Origin of the sequence: Rhodococcus sp. KRD162, from assembly GCF_017168335.1 — a bacterium.
Classification (GTDB): domain Bacteria; phylum Actinomycetota; class Actinomycetes; order Mycobacteriales; family Mycobacteriaceae; genus Rhodococcoides.
This window is the reverse complement of record NZ_JABFAU010000032.1, coordinates 1-23,458: the sequence shown is the minus strand read 5'-3', so window position 1 is coordinate 23,458 and position 23,458 is coordinate 1. Positions and strand designations below refer to the sequence as shown.

The window sequence follows — 23,458 nt, the reverse complement described above, 5'->3', positions numbered from 1 at the left end:
CGTCACCCATTCGTGTCGAAGAATAACACGCATTTCCGCACTTATATTGCGTCTCCAAACCCGCCGCGACCACGGTATCTCACTTCATTCTTTCCATCCTCTGTAGATGAATAGAATGTGATATTAGGGCGATCTTCTCTCGATTCATTTGGCGGTGGTTCGATGACCATTCCCATGCTCTTTGCAAGGGTCTTGTATTCCTGCCACTCGACGTCACTGCTCACGGTGGAAAGGAACTCGCCGGAACGTCCGACGACGCCGTCGGAGATCGGATCGACCTCGCCGGGCTCGGCGGTGTCGCTGTAGACCTTCGCCACCCGGTGGAATGCGGTGGTGTCGACGTCGCGTGTGGTGATGGTGGTCGTAATGCTGGTGTCTTCGACGGCGTCCGGGTCTACGGAGATTTGTTCGATCGCGTCGAGGTAATTCGCAATGGTCTGTCGGCGCTCGGCTTCGGGGTCCAGGGCAACCGCAGCGGCGACGGCTTCCGCCCCTCCGATCGGGGTTTCGCCGTCGTTGCGGTGATGACGCCCTCCGATCTCGTCGCCTGCTGCTCCGGGGTATCCGCTGACCCCGGTGGCGACGGCGCCAGCGGCGGTCGCTGCTGGCATACCGGCGACTGCACCGGCTCCGATGTCACCTCCACCCGTCAAAGATGTCGGGTCGGTGAACGCGTCGGCTTTGGCGCCGGGGATCTGTGTTTCCGCGTGGCCGTTCGCTTCGGCGATCAGCGCCGACGTCGCGGCGGCGGCGAATTCCGCCGAAGACATCGGCCCGGCCGCGGGCTGAACTTCTGTCACCGTGTCGATGCCGATGGGGGCAGTCGAGGTGAGCATCTTTCCGGCGACCGAATCGAGAATGACGGCGGGTTGTTTCGTCGTCAGGTCAACCGTTTTCACCGCCTCGTCCAATGCGGGGTCCACTACCGGCTGATCCACCGTCGGGCCTTTCTGCGTGGTGCTCTGCGAGTGTGTCTCGCTGGTGCCGTTGATAATCGCTTCCGACATCGCCAGCTCCGCTTTGGATGCTTTCTGGGCCTCGTTGAACGGTTCGGCGAGCCACTTCCCCATTCCGCCGTTCTGACGGAAATCGTTCCAACCGGTGGCACCGGAGTCGGTGATCTCGATGCGGTTGCCGTCCTTGTCGCGCTTAAATCGGCGTCCGATGTATTTGTTCGCGAATTTGCCTGCCAGGAAGAACAGGGCGGACGAGATCAGCATCGTGATCACGGCAGGCATGTTCGTCGACGACACTGCGGTGATCAACGCAGCTGGCACCGCTGAAGCCACCACCACTGTGATAATCAGCCAGGCAAGGCTTTTCGCGGCTTCGAGGAAACGATCCTTGACCGCGTTGAGTTTTTTGCGTTCGTTTCCCGGGTTGGCCATCAGCATCGCGGCCTGCCAGGGCACGACGGCGACGTTCACGATCATCGTGCACAGCATCCAGGAGAAGCGCATCAGGATGATCCACGAGAAGTAGATGAATCCTGCTGCCATCAGGATCGAAACGATCGCCAGCCCGAGGGTGACGTGATCGGCTGTGGTTGCGGCTTTCTCGGATGCTGTCAGGCAGGAGAGTTTGGAGACGTTGCCGCCACCGGCGAGCGTGGCCGACCAGGATTCCCCACAGGCTGGTGCGAGCACGGTCTGGAAATTGATCACCTGCAACATCGGCGCGAGGAATCCGTCGACCTGTGGGCTGGCGCCGGTGGACTGCGGAGCCAAGCTGCCGACGAACCAGGTGATGCCCGAGAACACCTTCACCAGCAGTGTGAAGGGGTTCGCCATCGCGATGATGATGATGAACAGCAGGACCGCGGAGTTCATCACCTCGCTGGTGATCTTTTTCCGGAACGCTTCGTCGCCGCCGAGGGTCGAATTGTTGAGCTCGAATCCGCTGATGCGGCCACCGTTCTTTTCGGTGGTCAACACTTTGTCCCCGATGTACATACGCGCGAACAAAATCATCGCGGCGATGACGGCGATGTACAGCGGATTGACGTATTGGTAGATCGTGTCGAGCAGGGATTGGTACACCGATCCGGCGACCTCGAGGAACAGACCCTTGTTGATGATCAGGTCCACGATCCAGATCGAGTACGTCAGCAGCAACTGCACGAACATGACGATCAACTCGGTCGGTGCGCGCCAGATCAGTGTCGACAGGCTGCCGGAGAAGTCGACACCGAACCTGCTGACCTGAGTGCCGTACTTGTCCGCCAAATCAATGAAGTCGACCAGCGGATTAGACATGGCCACCCACCGTCGCCCGGGTGGCATCCTCGATACGGATCATGCTGCTGGTCGTCGTGTCGGAGAAGCGGTGACGCCGCGCGCTGGCCTGCGGCAGGACCTTCACGCGAGCGATCGACCCCGATCCGTCCCGGTACCACCCTTCACCCTCGCGACCGCGAATTGCGCGATTGTTATTTTTCTTGTCACCAGGTGAGGTGTCGACCATCATCTTCTCGATCATCAACTCGGTGGCGGGTATTCCCATCCACTGGAGTGCCGCGATCGCGTTTTCGCGAATGGTCTGACGGAATGCGAACTTCTTACGGATCTGGTCGTAATTGCCGTCCTGCAGATCTTTCGCGAGCTGCGAACCGGCGACAACGATGTTTCCTGCCTTTCGCCCGACACGGTCGGGAGTGCGCACGAGATCTTCGAGGACACTCGACCCTTGAAGGAAGGAAACTTCGTCCGCGATAAATGCATTGAGATCGCGGCTCTGCGAGAACACGTACGCCGTGTACGCGGCGATCGCGGTGTACAGCACGCGTCCGAATTGCTTCGACGGCTCTGTCGTGGGTGTCACGTCACCCTTGTGCACGGAAATGCCGTGGGTGCGGAACACGACAGCGCGGTCACGGCTCGGGGCGAATGCGGGCAGTCGCCGGACACCGCCGTCATGTCCGATCGGGTCGAACAGTGTCCGGGTGTATTCCTGCGAGGCGTAGAACGCCAGGCCCGTCGCCAATTGTTGTCCGTCTGCGGTTTTCTCGAGGTAGTCGATGAGGTCGCGGCTGGATTGAATGTCGTGGCCCTTACGGTTTGCCGGTGTGAGTGCGTTCGCCAGGATCGACGCGTCTTTGCTCATCGGTGACAGACCGAGCAGCGGGAGCATGAGATCGACGAACAGCTTTCCTGCGCGCTCCATCGGGAGCACCTTCAGCGGGTCCAGAGAGTACTGCGGCGCCATCGCGTCGATGACATCCACACCGCCGAGCTGCTGCGCGTAGACAACCCACTCGCCGTGCTCGCTTTGATCGATCACCCATGCCGGGCACAGGAGATCTGACATGTGTCCGGCGAGCATCTTCTGGAAGTAGCTCTTTCCGGATCCCTGCTCACCGGTGCAGGCGATCGAACCATTTCCGCCTTCGGTGCCGCCGAGATAATCGTGCAGGATGATCTGGCCGAGCGCATTTTCCATGTTGATGGCGATCGGCAGACCCTGCAGATCTCCGACGTGACTCGTACGCAGCGGCAGGCACGCGGAGAACGCGTGCACGGTGGTGGTGCCTTTGAGTTCGGTGCCCATCGGTGTGCAGGACGATCCGGGCATCATCATGTTCAGCAGTTCGAATTGTCCGCCGACCGGAACAAACGGCTCGAATCCGTTTCCGCGGAACGTCTCCTTCAGCGCAGCCACTTGCTTGGTCAGCGTGAGGCGGTGGGGGTGGGCGAACGCGAAGATCGCGGCAACTTCCATCCCCCGCGGACCCTTTTCTTCGCTGACCTGACTCTGCAGCAGCCGCCGTTCCCGGCCTCGGTCGCCGTACGCCTGGGCGTCGAATTCGTCGACGGAGTTCGCCTCGTTTTCACCAGCAAGGGTCTTGAGGAATTGTCGAGTTTCGGTCAGCGAAATAGCGTCCTGACTGAACGAGAATCGGAGCGCGAAATCAGCGTCGACACCGATCTGCTGATCGACGAGATAGGTGAATGTGTTGAGCGCGTTTTTGGGGGTCGTTGGCCATCCACCGATGGCCATCAATGTCTGATAGCTCGTCGGCCCGTCGGGCAAACTGTTCGTCCGTTGTTCAGGGTTGCTGATGGAAAGCTGCTGTCCGTAGCGGATGGAGCCGTAGTTCTCGCGCAGCCGACCGAGCTTCCGTTTCGGTGTGGCTCTGACAGCGCCGGAGTCCACTGCTTCGAGGAACTCGTCGAGGACCGCGCGTGTATCCGCGGCTTTGTCGATGATGACGTTTCCGAACCCCTTCGGCGAGATGGGTGCGGTGTTCTCTCGCGGCGGCGCGCTCGGCACCTCGATTCCGCGTAGGCGCATCCGTTCGTGAACCCACTGCAGCATCAGCGGCGTGGTTCGCGCGGGTTCGAATGCGTCGGGCAGGAGATCGAAGATCTGTGTTTCCAGTCGTGCGATGTAGTTCCGGTCGATGGAGGCGAAAGGGTCGGTGCCGTTCAGTTTTGCCACGGTGCCTGACGTTCCGCTTGCCGCGGTCGGAATTTCGACGCTGAGAATGTAGAGGCGCTGAAATTCTTCGAGCTTTCCGCGCTGCATCTGTTGGAAGAACGCATCCACATGTGCAGCGAGAGCGCCGTGTCGTCCGTCGGCGATATCGGGGATGCCTTTGAGCATGCGGTCGACGAACTCTTCGGGGGATGTTTTCGCCTTGATACCCAGTAGCAGCATGTCGCCGCTGCCGATCTGACTCAGGTTGTGGAAGAGATCTTTGTTGCGTGCCTGCCCGTTGGCGATCGACGTGCCCTGGTACGCGCTGACGTTGATTCCGTTGAGGTGGTAGTTCGCCCAAATACGGCCATCGGCCGTGTAGATCAGGTTTCCCCGGACCTCGCGTACCGGAGTGAGGTAGTCCCCCATGTCGTCCCCTTCTAACAGTGTGAGTTCAGTGATTCCGGTACACGGAATTCGAATCCGTGAGCAGGTCGAAATCGTCGTTGATGTCGCCGCCGACGTCGGGCGTCTGGAAGTTCTTGATGCGGCGCTCCCGCATCGCATCTCGAATCAGAGAGAGCTGCGTCCCCTCTCGGAGGTTGCCCATCTGCGTCAGCTTCACTATCGCGAAGAAAGCCGTCAGCAAAATGACGAAGCCGATGAAGATGACGAAACCAAGGGCGATAGTTCCGGCGACGAATGAGGCGAAGGCCGCGAGTGCCGCCGTCGCCGCGACGACGACACCCAGAATCGCTGCCGACCCGATACCGATGTGATTACCAGCAACAGGAAAGGTGACACCGACTGCGCGCACGCGGTTGTAGACGCGAAAATGCCGCATGCGCGGTCACACCTTGTCTGTAATGAACTTCGCCACCCAAGTGACGAACGGGATGACCACGAGGATGCCTGCCATCGCGATTCCGGCGTCGATCATGATGGAAGCGGTCTGCTTGGCGCGGTCCTCGGGTGCAACGACTGCGCCGTTCTGACCGGACGACAGGTAGTTCTTGAAGAGGCGCCACGTCGCCACCAGAATGACGAAGCCGACCAAAATCCCAGCGACCCACATCGCGATCTTGGTGAAATCAATGTCGCTTCCGGAGCCCGTGATGCCTTGTGCGATCACGGCGAATGCATCTTCCGCACCAATGGTGTCCATAATTTATTTCCTTCTCCTGGGTGTACCGATCACACGTTCAAACGCGACAGGTTCGGCAATTAATCGTGAGAGCCGGTGCCAATTTGTCTCGCACAGGCTAGCACCGGAAGCCACCATTTTTCCCACCCAATTGGCGCCATAAGATTCGCCGCGAAGCGCCTCGGATGATGACGCGGTACAGAGCAGGAAGATGGTCCCGATGACCACTAATGGTCCACCATGGAATGCGCACAAAGCGCAACCCGAGATAGCGAATCCGGGTGCCATAAATTGGGGTTGACAAGCCCTCCGCACACCGTGATATGACGCTCAGAGACACGCCCACAGTTCGGCCAAGTTCAGCGCCAGGACCGGTGCCATCCCCTTTGCCATGACCCTCGCCATGAACAAGACTGGCACCCCGACGTAGGCGAGTAGGCTGGAAAGGCGTTTACCTGCACTTTTAGGCTGATTTCACGCCTTTTGACACATTCCGAGATACGCGATTAGTCGCCATGGACCCCGCCATGGGCATCGCCATGCGGATCGCCACAGCCTTCGCCATGAGCGCCGCCATACCGACTGCAATGAGATGCGCCACGATCGCCGCCATGGGCCTATTTTTCGAGGTCAGAGGCCATCGCCATGCATCTCGCCAACGAAGCCGACGCCGAAATAGCGTGTCGCCACTCGGACAATGCTGCTCGCTAATAGGGCGCGACTGCCAGAACAATTAGAGAAGAGTTGTGTAACGGGTTGCCGAAGAAGTGCAATCTCAAGCCGTTCACAGTGTCTATGATGACGTTCATGCGCCTCTATATGTCGTCGCCACAAGGCACGTCGATGAACCTCGCCCGAAACATGGAGCGAGTGGCGCGGCTATACGGCAAAGGGTTCCTCGACGACGCATCGACGGTGTGGATCAATTCGGATGTTCGGGCGCCCGCGTTCTGGACTTTGGCTGCGCGTCCGTCATGTGTTCTCTGGGTTGCCGCGCCGTCATCGGGCACGGTGCGGTTGACAAAGGATCGGATTCGGTGGGCGGCGACCTACAACGACACATCGAAAGCGCCCGCGATTGATGTCTCGGTGAGCACGCTGCCCGTCGACTCCATCAAGCATGTGACAGTCGTCGTCGAACATGGGCACCCCACCGAGCCGGTCCAGGTGATCGATGGGACCGACTCGGTGAAAATGGTGGACGGTTTTTATCAGGGCCATGAGGCTGCGGTGTTGGACCTCAACAATTTCGTTCCTACAGAAGGTGAGCGGACGTTGCCTACGTATGCGACGTCATTGGCGTTCGTGCACGGAACGAATCTGCTCACGACCGGCATGGGTAAAAAGATGGTCACCGAATTCGAAGAGAACATCGAACGGCACGGCATCGACCTCTCCCCGATAATGCTCAACCAGTTGGTGGAGGCCGCGGAAACTTTCAATGTGACGGCGCGGCTACTCACCGAGCAAATTTCATCCCAGTCGACTTAGTTGCCGGGGACGAGCTGGTTTTTCGACACTTCCACCACACTGTCGACGGAATCGATCTGCCATGTTCCGTTGTCCGTTCGGTGCACTGTCATCGGTACATCCATCGTGTGAAATGTCGTGAGCGAAAATCCCGCCCGGACGGTGACCAGAATCTTCAGCGCAGCTCCGACCTCATACTGATCGACGTTCACGCTTCCCTTGGTTCGGACAACAAGCGCGTCCGCCGACGAATACGGAGAATTCGGAATCGGCGCACCGGTGAATGATGACGACACGAATCGACCGAGCGTTCCTTCTCCTGCTGTGAAATACGCCTGCGCGAACGAATTCACTGTCGTTCCGAGGCTCGACGTCACCGACACGTTGGAATCGAAATTCGGCGACAAGTCGACACCCGGCCGAGAATGATCAACCAACCGAGGCATCGTCAACGCCCGCAACGCCTCATCCTGCTCGATGACGGTTACCAGATAATAGAGCCGCTGAGAAGTGCCGTTGTTCGGGGGAACAATCGTCACGCCGAGCTTGACCCACCACTCGGTTCCCACACCACCGGGGTCGGATCGCGTGAGGTCCGCGACGCTGACGTCGGAAATCTCGACCGGCTCCGTACCCCACTTCGTAGGCAGCGCAGAGGTGTCACTGACCATTTGTTTGACCGTCGGTGCGTCACGTTCGGTTCCAGTGAGCCAGACCGTCAGAAAATTCGTCGAGAAGAACTGCACTCGCTGCATCGTGGTGAACTCACGGGTGGTGTCCGGAATCTGCGGAGTCGGCTTCAAGACGACCATCAGAAATAGAACAAGAACCGCGACAACTGTGGCGTAACCGATGAACGTATTTCGTTTGATCGTCCGCAACAGAGACGCCTCGGTAAACATCCCAGACGGAGCGGATTTAACACGCTTGAATGCGACGGGAACAGCGATCCGGATGCGGTCGATAATTGACATGAACCAATGATACTTTTTATCGGCGATCTCCGTGGGGAAGGAACAGTCCATGAGTAGGCCTTTGAGCGACGACGAACGTCGCTCCATCAACGTCAATAAAATCGACGATGCACTCGCTGCTTTTGCGAGTACACCGATCGATGAACTCGATGCCGACAAGTGGATGGCGGACCTCGACGACGCCCTCACCCCCGGACATACCCGGCGCCCGCTCGAGGTTCCGGACGAGCCGGTGGTGCGCACTCCGAAACGATCGATGCATCACGAAGTCGGCGGCGACGACGACGCCGACGAGGACGTTCAGCATCTACCGACGTGGGACGACGAGGATGTCGTCGGCGACACACAATCCACGGTCGATGACGGCGCCCGCGTCGACGTCGGCGCCCCCGAACCCGCTGACACAACCACGCCACCCCCACCCGAAAATTCCGGCGCTGACGAGGAGTCTGCAGCGAATCCGGTTCCGGACAACTACCTGCCGACGCTCTCCTCGGCCTTGGATCGAAACGCAGAGTCGGTTGATCCCGGTCTTCAGTTGAGTGCAGGATTTCGGGACTTGCTCGCACGCAGGCCGAGCGCGCCACCGTCGAACGACTTCTACGGCAACGAGTACGGCTCCGTCGACAACGATTCCCACACCGCTGCTACACCTCCCCCGTCATCGCTCGCTTCTGCGCCCCCGGCGTCCGCGCCGCGCGTTCACAACGATCCGTACGCCGCGGCGCACAACTCGGCCTCCACGTCCGACGACACTGCGGCGATCCCGACGATCGACACCGCTGCGGCTCCGGCAGCGCCACCGCCGATACCACTGCGGGGCGCTCGCACGGAAAAGGCGAGCGCGCCGAGCGGCGTACTCGGCGCGCTGCGTGAGCGATTTACGACGATGTCTCCCGGGCGCCGCAAAGCCGTCAAGTTCCTGGCGCCCGCCGCGGTGTTGGTCGGGATTCTCGTCGGCGTCAATTCCTGCACCCCGGACGAGAAAGCGCCGCCGCCCCCAGTCGCCGCAGCCAGCCCGGACGCAGGTGCCCCAGCCACGACAACGGGTGCCGCAACGGCGATCCCTGTCCCCGAGAGCGCCGTCGGAGTACTCGCCCCGAGCGCGGTCTCCGCGAAATGCCCCGAAGGCTCGACAGACGCCCGTTTCGCGTTCACCGCCGACAAGTCTCAGGCGTGGATCTGCAAGCGGGCTCTCGGAATCGACGGGGCGGTCATGGAGATCACGTTCCCGTACGCAGTCGTCATCTCCGACGTGTTCCTGACGCCGGGCTTCGACTACATCGAACCGTCAGGCATCGATCGCTGGGTCGAACATCGCACTGTCTCTCGTGTGCAGTGGTCGATCGGCAATCAACGGTTCATCCAGGAAATCAACCCCTCACGTACCGGGTCGAACATGCCGATCCCCGAAGTGAAGACGCAGAAAATCACCCTCACGATCATGGCGACCGCCGAGCCGACCGGCGCCGTCAATCGAGGGTTCGGTGCAGCAACCGGAGCGAAGGACGACTCTTTCGCCATCTCACTCATCCGCATCACAGGCCACCAGCCCTGACGAGAACTAGGACCACATGATGAACACGACAATGGACGAAAAGCAGCTCGTCGAAACCCACTATCAGGCATTGCGATTTCTCTTCGAAGGGAACTCCACCGCCGCCCGCGAACACTTCGTGTACGCAATCAGTGAGAAGACACTCGAATGCGACACCTTCCGCGGACTTGCAGCGTGCTCGACGGGCCGCATCGCGACCGACGAACAAATTCAGGCGATCTACCTGACACGCAAGTCGTTCGGAGATTTGACGTACAAAGCGTTCCAGCACGAATCCCGCGAATACAACGTTCAACTGCGGGAACGAAAATTCACTACCCCGGAACCCGAATGCATTTATCAGACCAAGTTTTTCGGCGTCGACATCCCCATCCACTTCGTGGACAACCTGTGCGCTGCGGCAGCAGCGAGCTACATGAACGGGGGCCTGTACGACCGCGCGTTGAAAGCGCTCGACGGAGCCGGAGACAAGCCGAGTGTGCACTTGATGCGTGCCGCGCTGTACTACCGCACCTCCCGATGGATGGATCTGATCGCGGCGATCGAACCGCTGCGCAATGCCGCCATCGTCGACGAATACGGCGCGACTGCTGTTGACCCCCAAGGCGCCGCGGTCCCGAATGTGTTGTTCCACGAATTGGCATACCTGCTCCTGCACACCGCGCAGACGCACCTGGGTAACAGTGACAACTCGAAAGAGGTGTTCGACACCCTCACCAAATCGCGCTTCACTGCCGTATCCGGCGAAGCCCATCGGATGCTCGGAATGATCGCGCGCACGAACGGCGACGAGAAAACCGCGCAGCAACACTTCGCGATGGGTGTGGCATTGTCGCGTTCGGACGAACTCCTCCGCGTCCAGGGAGACCGCACCGAATACCTACGGATCACCAATGCGGACTTGATTTCTCGACGCGAAAGCTATTGGGACGTCAGCACCGAACCGTCGCTGGAAATGGAACAGCGGACGGAACTGGATACGCATCGTTCGGATCTGCTGGCCAAGGGCAAGGCGGAACTGGCGCGGCAAATCGGTATGGCGAACGTCAAAGCGCAGATTGCGACCCTCGAGAACACGTTGCGGATCAACGAAGAGTTCAAAAAGCGCAACCTCGCCGTCGCAGAACGCACGAACCACCTGATGTTCGTCGGCCCTCCCGGCACCGGCAAGACCACCATCGCCCGCGTTGTCACCGACATCTTCGGCGGCACCGGTGTGTGCCGACTGCCGCACATCGTCGAGGTCTCACGCCAGGATCTCGTCGCCGAATACCGGGGCCAATCGGGACCGAAAACTCAGGCAATGATCGACAAGGCGCTCGGCGGAGTCCTGTTCATCGACGAGGCCTACAACTTGGTGCAGTCCACGGGCGACGGCCAGATGGACGCATTGGGCCAGGAAGCCGTCGACGCGCTCCTCAAAGCGATGGAGGACAACCGAGACGATCTGGTCGTCATCATCGCGGGATACGAAAAGGAACTGAAACAGTTCCTCAGCACGAACGACGGTCTGACATCTCGGTTCAACACCACGATCACGTTCGAGACGTACTCCCCCGAAGAAATCGCCGACATCGCCGAGGTCATCGCCACCGGTCGCAGTCTGATCCTCGACGCCGCCGCCAAAGCATCCATCGTCGACGCGGTTCGAGACATGGTCGGCGTGACCGATGACAAACGGAAGAAACTGATCGACAAAGCAGGCAACGGTCGCTTCGCTCGAAACATCATCGAAAAGGCGGAGGGATACAAAAACTCACGCTTCTTTGGTGCGCAAGAGTTGGGTCGACTCAGCTCCGAAGAAATGCAAACATTGATCGCAAGTGACGTCGAATCGGCGATCGCTGAAATCAGGAAGAATCTCCGTTGATTCGACCGCCGAGACTGGGGAAATAGTGCGATGGCTCCACGCTTTCTGACAACAAAGACACAGATCTCCGGATACCGGATGCTGGTCCGCCGAATCGAACAGGCATTCACGCGCCGTGACACCCGGCTGTTGTCGTCGCCGTTCTCGATGCAGACGACAGCGGTGATCCTCGGCTTCGGTCTCGCCGGACTCGTTCTAGCCGCCGGGTTCGTGATGGGGTTGATCAAACCCCAGCCCACCCGCGGTGAGGCGTCGATCGTCGCGACTCAGTCCGGCGGCAGGTACGTCATGTACAACGGCGCTCTGCATCCGGTGACGAACCTGTCGTCCGCACGGCTCATCGTCGGTAAAGCCGACGCGATCAAAACCGTCAAGGACGCGGAACTAGAAAAGTATCCACGCGGATTGTTGATGGGTATTCCCGGTGCGCCGGACGAAATGATTCCGCGCACGGACGACACCTCACGGTGGGCGGTGTGCACGCAATACAACTCGGCGACGTCATTGGATCTGACTCCGAATATCTCGACGCGGACCCTGCTCATTGCCGGTGATCCGGAAATCGTTCCCGCGCAGGAACCGATCAGTGATTCCGAAGCGATCCTGGTCAGCGAGCGCGACGGAAACACCAAGAAGACGTGGCTGCTCTACAACGGCATGCGCAGTGAGATCAGCATGTCGGAGAAGGCACTGACCTCGGCGTTGCAGGTCGATCAGGACATGCTCGACAAGGCCACACCGGTGTCTGCTGCTTTCCTCGACGCTGTCCCAGTCCGCGAAGCGATGCGGGCGCCGCGTCTGCTGCGCCAGGGTCAGACATCGACCGCTGTTCCGCAGTATCAGGTCGGTGCCGTTCTCTCGTCCACCGGCATCGACGGCGATTCGATGTACCTGGTCTTCGACAACGGTGTGCAGCCCATCGGCTCGTTCACCGCCCAGGTGATGATCAACAACGGTTCCAAATTCGTCGACAACGTCTCCGCTGCCCAAATCGCCGCAGCCCCGCACGTCGTCGGCGCGGACATGGATCACTGGCCCGCTCAGCGCCCGACTCTCGTGCAGAAGGACACGGTGTGCTTCGACTGGTCCCGTCACGGTCAGGCCGCTGCCGACTCCTCCCTGTTCGCACTCAATTCGGTGCCGCTGAAATCCGAGGCACGCGATCGCGTTGTCGCGTTGCTTCCGGGCACTGATCAGAGCCCGCAGGCTGATTTCTTCTACACCGATCCCGGTCGCGGGTGGCTGGTTCAGGTGACCGGCGAAAGCGACGGTTCACTGGCTCGTGAGCAGCTGTGGTGGGTCGGCGACAACGGTGTCCGCTATGCGATTACCGGTGATTCCGGTAGCTCACCGGGCGACACTCTCACCAAATTGGGGCTCGGTGATGCGGCTACACAATTGGTGCCGTGGTCCGTTCTCCGGCTGCTTCCAGAAGGCGCCAACCTTTCGCCGAATTCCGCTAGCGTTATCCACGAACAAATACCCGTGGAAATGGCAAAGAATCCGATCACAAATGTTGAAGGATTGAAGTAGTGGCGCAACGAGAATTTAGATCCCGGCCCCCCATCGCTCCGAAGCTCGGGAATCACACCGTAGAACTCCCCGATCCGCTGCCCCAGCCTGAGGGCACCAAGGGGCCGATTCTGCAGCGAATCCTGCCGTTCCTGATGATCGCGATGATGCTCGGCTTCGTCGGTCTGATGGTCACCCAGTCCGGATCGTTCAGCATTTACATGCTGATGATGCCGATGATGATGCTCATGGGCCTGGTTTCGATGCTCGGCGGCGGCGGTGGCGGCGGAACCAGCGAACTCAACGCTGATCGCCGGAACTACTTCCTCGACATTCGTGAGCGGCGCACACTTGCGCATCGCAACGGTGAAGCGATGTTCACGGCACAGGAAATGTCGTTTCCGCAGCCCGCACGCTTGACACAACTCATCGGGTCCGACGACAGAAACTTTCAGTCGATGTGGGCGGTCTGGGCGAAAAACCCGGGCGGTTTCGTCACCAAGGAAGGCACCGAGGACGAAAAGGCGTACCGCCCTTATCTCGCCGCGCGAATCGGCCGCGGCACCGTCGAACTCGAACCGCTGATCATGACCAAGGAATTGGCCGTCGCGGAACAGATCGAACCCGTCACATTGGGCGCGTACCGCGGATTCCACCGCACCCAACGTTTCGTGCCCGGCTTCCCGATCGCATATCACCTGGGGCGCAGTCCGTTCCATTCGTTCGAAGGCGCCGACGCGCGTGTTCTTCCCCTCGTGCGGGCCATGATCGCCTCCCTGGCGTTCAACCACTCCCCCGACCGCCTCGAATTGGTGTTGATCACCGACGACCCCGACGGCGCGGACTGGTCGGCATTCAAGTGGCTCCCCCACGCCAACGACCCGACACGAATGACACCCGACGGTTCGGCACGCCGGATCTACCGCAGCCTCGCCGAATTCGTGAACGATCTCCCCGAGTCCGTCACCGAACGACCGGCGTTTCGCGACAACGCCTCCTCGACCACCAACGAGGAACTCCCCTACGCGCACATGATCGTGCTCATCGATCTCCCCGACGCGGAGGTCCGACTGCCGGAACTGTTCGGCGTCAGCGGAATCGACGGCATCACCTTGTTCGTCGTGCGGGCCGGAGTCAACGAGATCCCCTTCGCGGAAGATTCCGCGTTGACTCTCGACGCGGACGGCAAGCTCTCCACACCACTGGAACCGGCACTGATCACCGCCGACGAAATGAGCACCGCCGAATTCGATGCCTTCGCCCGCAAGATGAGCGGCTACCGCACCGGCCGTGCCGTCGTCCTGCCCGGAGTCGTCGACACCGCACCGGTCTCGACCGGCCGCACCCCGTATCTGAAGGCTCTCGGTATCAACGATCTCGAATCCTTCGATGCATACGAGTTCTGGAAGCGCACCGCCACCGACCGTGAACGCACCATCCCCATCGGCGACATCCTCGACGAAACATCGCTGCTCCCTACAGGTCTGCTGGCAGATCTGAACCTGTCGGAGTCCTCGGTCGGCGGATCCGGCCCGCACGGGTCGATGCAGGGCGCCACCGGTACCGGCAAATCGTTCCTCCTGCAGCCGATGGTGCTCTCACTCGCAGCGAAGTACTCCCCCGACCAGGTCACGTTCATCCTCATGGACTTCAAGGGCGGCGCGACGTTCATGGGGTTCGAAAAGTTGCCGCACGTGCTCGCGAACATCACGAACTTGGAGAGGGACCTCGACGTCCTCCTACGCGCGGACATCGTCATTCGCGGTGAGCTGAACAAGCGTCAGGAATTCTTCGACCAGCACAAGGTTCCCGGCATCCTCGAATACGTCAAAAAGCGTGCGAAGGACCCGGAGCTGCCTCCGCTGCCGGAATTGTTCGTCATCATCGACGAGTTCGGTGAATTCATCGTCGACAACCGTGACTTCCTCAAACTGTTCTCCAAGATCACCAAGGTCGGCCGCTCCATGGGGGTTCACCTGATGCTCGCCTCGCAGTTCATCGACCAGACCGTTGTCGGTGACATCCAGAACAACCTCACCTTCGGAACCAGCCTCGCGGTCAACAGCTCCACGGCCTCACGGTTCGTGATCGGCAGCGACGCCGCGATCAACCTCCAAAGCGGCCAGGGACACGCCTATTTGCGGCGCAGCGGCAAAGACTCCGGCCTGGCATTGATCCAGGGGTTCCCGGTCGACGCCCCGTACATTCCCTCTGCGGCACCGACTGTGGACATCGGCGTCTCCGGAGCCGACGTTGACGAAACCACCGGCACCGACAACGACGTGATCCCGTTCAACTCCATCAGCACCACCACCACAGTCATCGACACCGACGGCACCGTCGTCACCGTCGACGAACCCGTCGTCAACCCCGACCACTACGCCGAAGAACGCCAAGCTCTGCTCGAGGCCCTCATCCAGTACCAGGACATCCAGCCGAGAACGCTCTGGCAGCCCACCCTGACTGCACCGATCAGCTTCCACGGCGCCACGCTCCCCATCGCCGACAACAGTGGCTTGCGGATCCGCATCGGCGATCTCGACGACCCGTACAACCACCAGCGGGTGCCGTACACGATCCGACCAGAAGGAGCAGGTGCACACATCCGTGTCGTCGGTGCTCGCGGCACCGGAAAGTCGACGACCCTGCAGACGATCATCGCTTCTGCCGCACAGACATACGCGCCGACGCAGGTGCAGTTCTATCTCATCGACAGCGGCACGAAGCTGCAGGAAATGGAGAACTACCCGAACGTCGGTGGCCGCGCCTCGATCAACGACGACGAGATGATCGACCGCATCATCGCCGAGTTCACCCGCATTGTTTCCCTCCGCACCGACGAGTTCGAACGTCGCCGCGTCGCGAACTACGCCGCCTACGCCGCATCGAAGATCGACGAACCAGTTCCCGGTGATCACTACGGCGAAATGTTCCTGGTCATCGACGGTGTCAACGATCTCCTCGACGTCCGGCAGGAAGGTATCGGCGGCACGATCGCCAACCAGCGGACCGCAGCGCTCACCAAGATCGCTGCCTCCGGCGGCTCACGCGGCATCCACCTCGTCATCGCCGGTGAGATGGAGTCGAACAAGATCACCTTCTACAACCAGTTCGCACTGTGGATCCTGCACCCGTCGGCGAACCCGAACGAGTTCACCACCGCCATCAGGGATCGCGACATCCGCTCCAAGTACGCGACGATCCCCGACGGGCAGCCGGGACGAGTACTCGAACCCACAGTCGGCTACCACGCACGTATCTACGTCCCGCAGCTCGACCCGATCGAACCGATCCCCGGCAGTGATCCGATCGCATACGACCCGAAAGCTGACTACGGAGACGGAATCCGCGCTCTCGGTGAACGTCTCGCTTCGCAGTACGTGATTCCCACCGACGACGGCGGAGAGATGGAGGTCAGGGCACCGAAGATCATCACGGTCCCTCATCAGCTCGAATGGGCCACTGTGTGGCCGATCTACCAGCACGCCCTCGCGGTGGGCGATCCGCGCGGGTTGCCGCTCGGCGCCGCCGCAGACGATCTGAGCTTGGTCACGCTGCCCACCGACGACGGACGCAAGAAATCACACATGATGATCGTCGGCGACCCCGGATCCGGCAAGACCACAGTGGTCCGGTCGTTGCTGCGCAGCATCATCGAGCAGTACACACCCGCCGAAGCACAGATCTACCTCTTCGATCCGGGCTTCACGATGATGAACGAATCCGCGATGATCAGCGCCTTCGGCATGCTCGCCCGGTACGAAAACCAGCCCGCCCGCATCCAGGAAGCCGCCGAAGACATCGCGGAAATCATCGCCAAGCGTCAGCCCGATCTCGAAGTCGTCGGACCGCAGGAGATCGCCGAGGGCACCTGGTACACCGGCCCGAAGATCTTCGTGTTCATCGACCCGGCAACGACATTGACGTCGACCGGATCCTGGGACGCCGCGCCGACGGACGCGCTGAACACCGCTATCGCCGCGCAGCAGGCGTTGGGCATGAGTATGGGCCTGCAGGTCTTCGCGACGGAGACCACGAACCAGTACATGACCCGCCGCAACGGGTCGGCGTTCTACAAGGCGCTGATCTCGTCGAATGCTGACATCCTGCTTCTGTCGGGCACCTCCACCGAGCCCGTTGCAGGTTCGTACAGTTCAGCGGACGGCAAGATCATGTTCGCTCGCCGCCGACCAGGCCTGGGGCAGCTGTACTCGCCCAGTTCGAATAACGGGCACCCGATCGTGCAGACCTCGTTCCATCCCCCGTTCGATCCCCCAGCCCAGGAGTCCTGAGCCCGGACACACAACGACTGCGGCGCCCCACCTTTCACCAGGTGGGGCGCCGCAGTTGTGTGTTCGAGCGTTCAACGGGAGGTAAGTGATGCCTGAGCGTCGGTGGGTGGATACTCACGCATCGCCGCAGGCTGCTCCGACGCACACCTCGAGCAAAACACCGTGCACGTCAACGCAGGTCCGTCGTGGAAGGTCACCTCGGCCGGGTCGATCCCGCGAAGCCCGCACGTCCCGCACGTCGGCTCGGTGTACGCGCCGCCGAACTGGTAGTCGAAGAACCCGGACGGATCGCAGAACGGGCACGCGATGCCCGCGGCCGTCGAGTAGTCGGCGCCGAGGTCGGCGCACTGCCCGTCGACGCAGACGGTGTCCGGATACCTCGCACCGAACGCTGACCAGTGGAACGGTTGACCGCCGGTGCAGGACTTCGGTTCCGGCAGCGCCGGATCGAACACCTGACCTCCGTATCTGACGGCCGGGCACGACGTGCATTGCTCGCCGTCGAAGGGGCCTCGGATGTTCCCGTTCTCCGTCGTAAATCGGACCTCGGCGTGCACCCACGTGTGCTGGCAGGGCGTATCGGTGTCCAGAGCTGCGGCGACCGGGGTGAGCGCCGGGTCGGGTACCACGATCGCGTCGTCGATCGCCGGGACAAGGCGACGCAGGCGCGCGCGGGAGCTGGCGTGTCCGTCGTTTTCCCAGAGAACGTTTCGCAGATCGGCCAGGTCGGCGGCTGTGAAGGCCTGGCCCCCGTGCGCGGCGATGACGGTGGAGAAGTGCTCGTGCGCCGCTTTGGCGTAAAGCAGGGCGCGGGCTCGTTTTTCGGGAAGTTCGTCCCAGGCGGTGTCAAAGTCGTAGGCGTCGTTCAGCATTTTCTTGGCGAGCGCCGTCACGGGGTCCTCGTCGACGATCTCCGGATCGTCCAGATGGTCGGTCAATGTGTTCTCCTCGTCGATGCCGTTGCAAGGGAAGTGCGTGATTCCGCAGAAGGCCGGGCCGGCATTGGATCGAATCTTTCTAAAACTATTGTCCTGCAACCAAATTGCCGATGTGAGTTTATCGGGTTGCGGCGCTGTCGTGTCAGCCTCGGAAACCGCGGGCACCCGCCCGCCCACGAACCTGACCTGGCCACACCCCCTCGGGCGCTGAGAGTCCCGCTCCCCCAATCAGACTCTCTAGGGCATCCGTCGACTTCTCAGACCGCAACTCGACAGCCACACGGCGATCTCAGACACCCAAACGGGTCCACGCAGCAAGAAACGGGGCGCCGCCGTATGGCGCCGCCCCGTTCTCCACCAACCCTCGCCGGTTGCTAGCGCAACCACACGATGTCGATGTCATGCACTTCCTCGAAATGGAAGCCGTTCCCGTCGTCGTACTGCGACAACCCACCCGACGCCTGATTGTCCGGGTACGCCGTCGACGCGAAACGCTCGATCACACCCACAGCATCACCAAACGCTCCGCGCGCCAACGCATGCCCCAACTCCCACAAGTCGGTCGGCGACATCGGGGTGGTGTCCTCGGCGAATCGGAACAATTTCCGGTCCCGATGCTCGTAGCCCTCTTGGCCGTTGTACCGAACCTCCACCGTCGCAGTGACAGTCACCTCCGCACGGCGCAACGTCCCATCCGGATTGAACGCCTTCGCCTCACGCATCGCGTCAAGCGTCTTCGCGTTCGCCATCTCGACACCAGCGGGACCGCGCAGGCGATTCGTCTTCCCCGACTGCCAGCGATACACCGACGACGGTGAACGCTGCAGCATCGCGGCCACGACCTGGACGCCGCCCAGACGCTCCACCGACGCCCGGCGCTGAGCACCTTCCTCCACCGCTGCGTGCGGAATGTGGTTGCGCTGCACCCAACGCTGCAAAGTCCGCATCGACGGTTCCTTGCGGCCTGCGGCCACAGCAGCTGCACGTAAGCCGTCGTAGCCGATCTGCGTCCGCAGTTCCGGTACCGAGACGTCGCCGGTCAGCCGTGAGACACGCTTGACTGGCGACGAAACCACCGACGATGCCAGTGTTTTCGCTGCAACCGGGTCGATCTGTACGGTCGCGCCACTGGCGTCGCGGAACTTCGAAGGCTTCTCGCCCGTGCTCTTGCGGCCGGTGATGCGGGGCCTGATCTGGGCCATCGCTACTCTCTCTCGTCTTCGTCGATGTCGCCGCCGAGAATCTCTCCGACCAACGTGCGCAACACATTCACATCCGAGGCATTCGCCAATGTGGAGATCTGCTTCTCCGTCAGCGGTGCGCCCTTCTCGAACACCAACTTACCCAGGTACGGCGACATATCGGCCAGCTCGTCGTCCGGCCCCGCAACGTAGGTGAGCGCGTCCGCGAACGCCTGGAAAGGCCAGCGACCTGTCTTGTCCGCCAACGCCATAGCGGCCCGGCGGGAACGCTGACGTGACGACGCCATGATCGTTGCCCGCCACACCGGCTGATGGTGGTGCTGCTTGTTCGATGCCCGCCACTGGTCGGGGTTGAGCATCCGGCCGATGTACCGCTTGTAGATGTTGCCGACGTGCCCTTTCATCACCGTGTCGCCGCTCTCGACGGCGACAGCGCGGGCTTTACGCAGCCGCGTCGCCCACGCTTCCAGTGCGCGGCCCTGATTCGGCCACACCCACGCCTCGTCCAGCTCGAGGTCGTCGAGGTCCAGACCTGCGCCGCCGTCGGCGACAGGTGAGGTCAGTGCCTCCAAACTGACGCTGGTGACCCACGTGGTGACGATGCTGTCGTACTTCATGTGCGGATGCGGCAACGGCAGCTTCTCCGGCAACGCGATCGAATTCCCGGCAGGCAACGTCACCCGCCACAGCCCGTACGGCGTTTTCTCTTCCCGCGCACGACGATCCGCTCCGATGGCGACATGGTCGGGTCTCCCCCAGCCGAACGAATCCGAACCGGCGCTGGCCAGGTACGAGGCCCGCTGGTCGATCGAGATCACCCGGTCGACACCGGCGAGATCGTCGGCGTCGAGGGTGCGTGCCCACCAGGTGCGGGGTTCGATCTCGCCGTGCAGCTGCCCGTCGAGCATCGGAACCGGACCGGCGGTGTCGATGACCGCGCCGCGAGTCTTCCCGGCGTCGGAGGACTTGCCCCGGCCCCGTGAGGTATTGCCGCGACGGCTCTGCATGATCTGATCGAAGATGTCGGCCGCGGTGCGGGTGGCGGTCGGGCCTGGCAGTACGCCGAGATGCTCGACGCTCCACGCGATTCGGCGCCCGATCTCGGCGGCTTCAGCCATGGGGCCTTCGGGGAGATCGTCACCGGTACCGAGGATTCCGAGGTCCTTTGCCCGTGAGGAGATCGCCCAGGCATAGCCTTCGAGAATCAGATCGACCATGCGGCGACCGTTGCCCAGGTTGCGGGTCAGGTGGATGCGATCACCGGGTTCACCGCGAATTTCCCAGCCCTGGCTCATCAAGGGCGCCATCGAGTTCTGGATCCGCGGTGCTAGTTCCGCCAACACCATGGCACGAGCTTCGGCGGGGGTTTCGAATTCGAGCTCGTCAGCGGCGACGTACCATCCCAGGCTTTCCAGGATTCCTGTGCCGACCAGCCACACCTGCGGCGCACTGCCCTTCGGCACCAGGCCTTTTCGGTTCATCATCCAGTCGATCAGGCGTGTGAGCTTGTTGATGTCGTCGACGGGACCGGCGAGGTACGCACCTGACGGTAGGTAGCTTCCGGTGTCGGTGAGGATCATCGCGTGATCATCGGCCGCTGTCGACGCACGAAGCGCGGGGCGAGCTTCCTCCGAGGCCTCCGCAGTGGGCTCTACATCCTCGCCTGACGGCTCGGCAACGTCAGCTCCGCCATCGCCACCCTCAACGGCACTTGCGGGCTCAGCGGCCAATTCAGCGGCTGTTTCCTCGGCGTCGGCGACGGGCGGGTCCTGATCAGCTTCGGGCTCGACAGACGAAGCGGGAGTCCTGTCGTCAGCCGTATCGGCAGCTTCCCCCGACGCGGGTCGCGTGGTCGCGGGATCGACGAGCCCACCGTCGACAGACTCGTCGACATCGCCGAACAGCGACAACTGACCTTCTACTTCAGACATGTCCAACCTCCTCTCGGGACGACAGTGGCTGCCAGGCAGACGAAAACGCCTGGCAGCCACTGAAAGAAACTCATTAACCCTTGATCAGGTGCTTGATCTGAATCAGGTCGGCGGGGTCGAAGAACTCTTCGAGAGCCGCTGTCGCCGTCTCCGGATCCGCCTTCGCGTTCTTGAACGCTTTGACGATCTTGTCGACCGGAGTCACCTCGGGACGATCCTCATCATCGTTCTTCTCGGCATCCGAAGGGCTCGGCTTCGGATCTTCCGGCGGAACCGGCGGAGCTTCCTTACGTTCCAACTCCGCCAACCATGCCGCGACCTGCTCCTCGCGAGGAACCTTCACCAGCGCGCGTGCCTCCCGGACACCCAACTCCCCTGCCCGCAACTTCTCCTGCAGCTCGGGGGTGAGATTGAGCAGCGCGCGGCGCGTCGATACCCAAGCGGTGCTTTTCTTGAGCATCGTGGCAGCCGCTGCAGCCGTGGAAAGCTCCTTGACGAGCATCTCCACGGCCTTCGCTTCTTCGATGACGTCGAAGTCTTCGCGGGCGATGTTTTCGAGCATCGCGGAAGTCAGGACCGATGCGGGGCTGGCGGCGAGCGAGTCACGAACCACCACGTCCAAGCCGGGTCGGCCGTACTCCCGAGCTGCAGCGAGACGCCGATTTCCGGTTACGACAATGTATTCGGCCTCACCGATCTCGGTGTCGTCACCGGGGAACACCTTCAGCCATGTCTCGCGAGTGACGGCGGAGCCGGGCTGCAGCTGAACGTCGACGATGCTGGAGAGGTCCTCGAGGTTCTTGAGCTCGTCGCGGGGATTGCGGGGATTCCCGGCGAGCTTCTCCACCGGCACATTCGCAAGGAAAACACCCTCGGCACCTGCTGTGACGGGCTTGTTCGTTTCCCGAATCTTCGCGCCACCAATGGGGGAATTCTTTCCGATCGCCCCACCAAGATCGGCGAAACTAGTGCGCTTGGTAGCCACAGTCACCACCGGCCCGTCGCGAGTTCGAGTGCGAGTTTCTGGAAGTCACTGCGCGCGTTGAAGCTGATCTTGTTGTCGGGGTAGCTGGTGACTACCCGGCCTTCGGCGGCGGCGTTGGTGTGGATGCGGTACTGGCGGATGACGGTCTTCGCCAGTGGCCAGCCCTGCCCCTTGATGAGGTTCTGTGTATCGGTGAGGGATGCTTTGCCGTCTCGGGGATCCCAGCCGTTGATGACGACGACGTAGGGAATCCCGTACGACTGGACCACCTCCACAGTTCGGGCAGTCGGATCAAAGGCCAGAGGCTGCGGAAGCGTCGGAATGACCACCAGGTCAGCAGCTTCCATCAAAACCTTGATCATGGGATCGTCACCACCGGCTCCGAGCCAGCCGGGAGTGTCGACGAAAATGCTGGAAAAATTGGTCAGGTCGGACAATCCACGAAGTGTCTCCGGATTGTCTTCCTGCGTGATCACGAACGGGAGATCGTCCACTCGTTCCGACCACCAGGTGGCCGAGCCCTGCGGGTCCACAGAGACCGCGAGAACGGACTGATTCTCCGTATCGGGTTCCTGTGTGGCTTCGGCGGTCACAGCCGCGAGATTCACTGTCAGCGTGGATTTGCCGACGCCGCCCTTTTGATTGAGCAGGACATAAACAGCCATATTCTCTTCCTCCGTCTATTTCATCCCGTTACCGGGACTACTACCGGGCCTGCGAATTGGTTTCCGCAGTGGTCACAGGATACGTAATTTGTGACCTTCAGGTCACGATTTACGTCCCGCGTGTTCACAGCGTAGACCCGATCGGGTCTACATTGCAAGCCCCGTGCACTTCTATGATCAAGAGGTGATCCACTACCTCTCACTTCGCGACGTCGCCGCCAAGACAAACCTCGCCGTCAACACCCTCAAGGGATACGCCCGCAAAGGCCTACTCCCCGAACATGACGCCACGATCGGAACCCATAGAGGATGGACAGACGCAACGATCGACAAATGGATGCTCGACCGAGGTATGACCAAAAAGCTGCCCGAAACAACGATCTCGAAAGGTCCATAACCCCTACCGAGAAACGTCACTGTGACGCAACTCTTTTCCTACCGAAAACGAATCATCAACGACGCCAAGGCAACACACCGCTTCAGCAAGACGAACCATACAAC

The 23,458-nt window shown here is 61.2% G+C and carries 16 protein-coding genes; 6 read left to right on the top strand and 10 right to left on the bottom strand.

Going from position 1 to position 23,458, the window contains the following annotated elements; translation table 11 throughout:
• Positions 1-41: 41 nt before the first annotated feature.
• Genes J1M87_RS24360 through J1M87_RS24345 form a run of 4 tightly spaced genes read right to left on the bottom strand, consistent with a single transcriptional unit; the run spans position 42 to position 5,581 of the window.
• Complete coding sequence (locus J1M87_RS24360; RefSeq protein ID WP_206492355.1) at positions 42-2,255, bottom strand: hypothetical protein; 2,214 nt, start codon at positions 2,253-2,255, stop codon at positions 42-44.
• Complete coding sequence (locus tag J1M87_RS24355; protein WP_206492354.1) at positions 2,248-4,845, bottom strand: ATP-binding protein; 2,598 nt, start codon at positions 4,843-4,845, stop codon at positions 2,248-2,250. The genes J1M87_RS24360 and J1M87_RS24355 overlap by 8 nt, the downstream gene beginning before the upstream one ends.
• A 25-nt stretch (positions 4,846-4,870) precedes the next feature.
• A complete protein-coding gene (locus J1M87_RS24350) occupies positions 4,871-5,260 on the bottom strand; it encodes a hypothetical protein (RefSeq protein ID WP_206492353.1) in 390 nt (129 codons plus the stop codon).
• A 6-nt stretch (positions 5,261-5,266) separates the two neighbouring features.
• Positions 5,267-5,581 carry a hypothetical protein gene (locus J1M87_RS24345; RefSeq protein ID WP_206492352.1) on the bottom strand — a complete coding sequence of 105 codons (315 nt, stop codon included), beginning with the start codon at positions 5,579-5,581 and terminating at the stop codon, positions 5,267-5,269.
• A 777-nt stretch (positions 5,582-6,358) separates the two neighbouring features.
• On the opposite strand from J1M87_RS24345, the gene J1M87_RS24340 reads away from it, so the two are divergent.
• On the top strand, positions 6,359-7,051 hold the full coding sequence (locus J1M87_RS24340) for a hypothetical protein (protein ID WP_206492351.1): 693 nt from the start codon (positions 6,359-6,361) through the stop codon (positions 7,049-7,051).
• On the opposite strand, the gene J1M87_RS24335 is transcribed toward J1M87_RS24340, so the two are convergent.
• On the bottom strand, positions 7,048-8,004 hold the full coding sequence (locus J1M87_RS24335) for a conjugal transfer protein (protein ID WP_206492350.1): 957 nt from the start codon (positions 8,002-8,004) through the stop codon (positions 7,048-7,050). The two genes, J1M87_RS24340 and J1M87_RS24335, sit on opposite strands and share 4 nt — an antisense overlap.
• A gap of 49 nt (positions 8,005-8,053) precedes the next feature.
• Here J1M87_RS24335 and J1M87_RS24330 point away from each other — a divergent pair, with 49 nt between their 5' ends.
• Genes J1M87_RS24330 through J1M87_RS29340 form a run of 4 tightly spaced genes read left to right on the top strand, consistent with a single transcriptional unit; the run spans position 8,054 to position 17,236 of the window.
• Complete coding sequence (locus J1M87_RS24330; protein ID WP_206492349.1) at positions 8,054-9,562, top strand: hypothetical protein; 1,509 nt, start codon at positions 8,054-8,056, stop codon at positions 9,560-9,562.
• Positions 9,563-9,578: 16 nt separating this feature from the next.
• Positions 9,579-11,432 (top strand): AAA family ATPase, encoded by a 1,854-nt coding sequence (locus tag J1M87_RS24325; protein WP_206492348.1) that lies wholly within the window; start codon positions 9,579-9,581, stop codon positions 11,430-11,432.
• A 30-nt stretch (positions 11,433-11,462) separates the two neighbouring features.
• Positions 11,463-12,965: a type VII secretion protein EccB gene (gene eccB / locus J1M87_RS24320; protein WP_097388404.1), complete on the top strand. Its 1,503-nt coding sequence runs from the start codon at positions 11,463-11,465 to the stop codon at positions 12,963-12,965.
• Positions 12,965-17,236 carry an FtsK/SpoIIIE domain-containing protein gene (locus J1M87_RS29340; protein WP_206492347.1) on the top strand — a complete coding sequence of 1,424 codons (4,272 nt, stop codon included), beginning with the start codon at positions 12,965-12,967 and terminating at the stop codon, positions 17,234-17,236. Before eccB ends, J1M87_RS29340 begins: the two co-directional genes overlap by 1 nt.
• Before the next feature lie 71 nt (positions 17,237-17,307).
• Here the strand turns inward: J1M87_RS29340 and J1M87_RS24310 are convergent, their stop codons facing one another.
• The 5 genes from J1M87_RS24310 to J1M87_RS24290 all read right to left on the bottom strand — a co-directional run bounded on the left by J1M87_RS24310 (position 17,308) and on the right by J1M87_RS24290 (position 22,957).
• A complete protein-coding gene (locus J1M87_RS24310; protein ID WP_206492346.1) occupies positions 17,308-18,174 on the bottom strand; it encodes a hypothetical protein in 867 nt (288 codons plus the stop codon).
• 374 nt (positions 18,175-18,548) lie between these two features.
• Entirely contained in the window at positions 18,549-19,376 is an 828-nt protein-coding gene (locus tag J1M87_RS24305) for a hypothetical protein (protein ID WP_206492345.1), read from the bottom strand.
• A 2-nt stretch (positions 19,377-19,378) separates the two neighbouring features.
• Positions 19,379-21,307, bottom strand: a complete 1,929-nt coding sequence (locus J1M87_RS24300) for a hypothetical protein (RefSeq protein ID WP_206492344.1) — start codon at positions 21,305-21,307, stop codon at positions 19,379-19,381.
• A gap of 73 nt (positions 21,308-21,380) precedes the next feature.
• Positions 21,381-22,292, bottom strand: coding sequence for a peptide transporter (locus tag J1M87_RS24295; RefSeq protein ID WP_097388616.1), 912 nt, complete (start codon positions 22,290-22,292; stop codon positions 21,381-21,383).
• Positions 22,293-22,294: 2 nt separating this feature from the next.
• Positions 22,295-22,957: a ParA family protein gene (locus tag J1M87_RS24290; RefSeq protein ID WP_097388409.1), complete on the bottom strand. Its 663-nt coding sequence runs from the start codon at positions 22,955-22,957 to the stop codon at positions 22,295-22,297.
• A 184-nt stretch (positions 22,958-23,141) separates the two neighbouring features.
• Between J1M87_RS24290 and J1M87_RS24285 the strand changes: the two genes are divergently transcribed.
• Complete coding sequence (locus J1M87_RS24285) at positions 23,142-23,354, top strand: MerR family transcriptional regulator (protein WP_206492343.1); 213 nt, start codon at positions 23,142-23,144, stop codon at positions 23,352-23,354.
• The last annotated feature ends 104 nt before the right edge of the window (positions 23,355-23,458 follow it).